Origin of the sequence: Paraliobacillus quinghaiensis, assembly GCF_003426025.1 — a bacterium.
GTDB lineage: Bacteria > Bacillota > Bacilli > Bacillales > Amphibacillaceae > Paraliobacillus_A > Paraliobacillus_A quinghaiensis.
This window is the reverse complement of record NZ_QJSH01000066.1, coordinates 1-677: the sequence shown is the minus strand read 5'-3', so window position 1 is coordinate 677 and position 677 is coordinate 1. Positions and strand designations below refer to the sequence as shown.

Here is a 677-nt window from a genome sequence, read left to right as displayed (position 1 = left end):
GCAGGTTAGTGGAACAAGATTTTAGTTTTCAATAGTAATATAATAAGTGAGGAGGGATTATAGATGAAAAAGCTAATAAGTTTATCTCTTATTGCTCTCTTATCAGTAGTATTGCTTTATTTGGTTGTTTTTTCAAACTTTGAAATTGGGAAATATGATGATTTTCAAGAAGCAATTGAAAAAGGGATACCTAATAAAGTTAATGATATAATCCACACCGAAAAATATGATAATGTAACCATTGTTATGTACACGACAAATCCTAATAAAGAAGAGCTTCCTTTAGCAAATTACGAAGCATCTGCATTAGCCTTTTTTAAAGGAAGTGATAAAGAGGGATGGGAAAACATTGGTCACCATGGATGGACACATTACGAGAATGATAATATGACCGTATATAGGGAACCACTGCGTGAATATGATAATCAAGGAAATGAATTACACGAATTTTATGTGGTGTTTGGTGAAGTGAATAATCCTGAAATAACAAGAGTCGAGACCAAAACAAAAGAAGAAAAATCGTTTGATGAAGTTGAAATTATTTCATATCAAGGTACACGTTATTACTTCAAGATAGGTAATGAAATGGTAGTCAGAGGATTATCTGAAAGTGGAGATGTAATAGACAGGCAAGGTGGATAAATGGCTGATTGTGAAAATATGTACTTAAACAAACG

General features: G+C 32.3%; 1 protein-coding gene. It reads left to right on the top strand.

Annotated elements, in window-relative coordinates; all coding sequences use genetic code 11:
* Positions 1–63 precede the first annotated feature (63 nt).
* On the top strand, positions 64–642 hold the full coding sequence (locus D2K40_RS16275) for a hypothetical protein (RefSeq protein WP_117157363.1): 579 nt from the start codon (positions 64–66) through the stop codon (positions 640–642).
* Positions 643–677: the final 35 nt, after the last annotated feature.

Excerpts from the sequence above, each read along its gene's own strand:
- D2K40_RS16275 (WP_117157363.1), top strand. The coding sequence starts at position 64 with ATGAAAAAGCTAATAAGTTTATCTCTTATTGCTCTCTTATCAGTAGTA.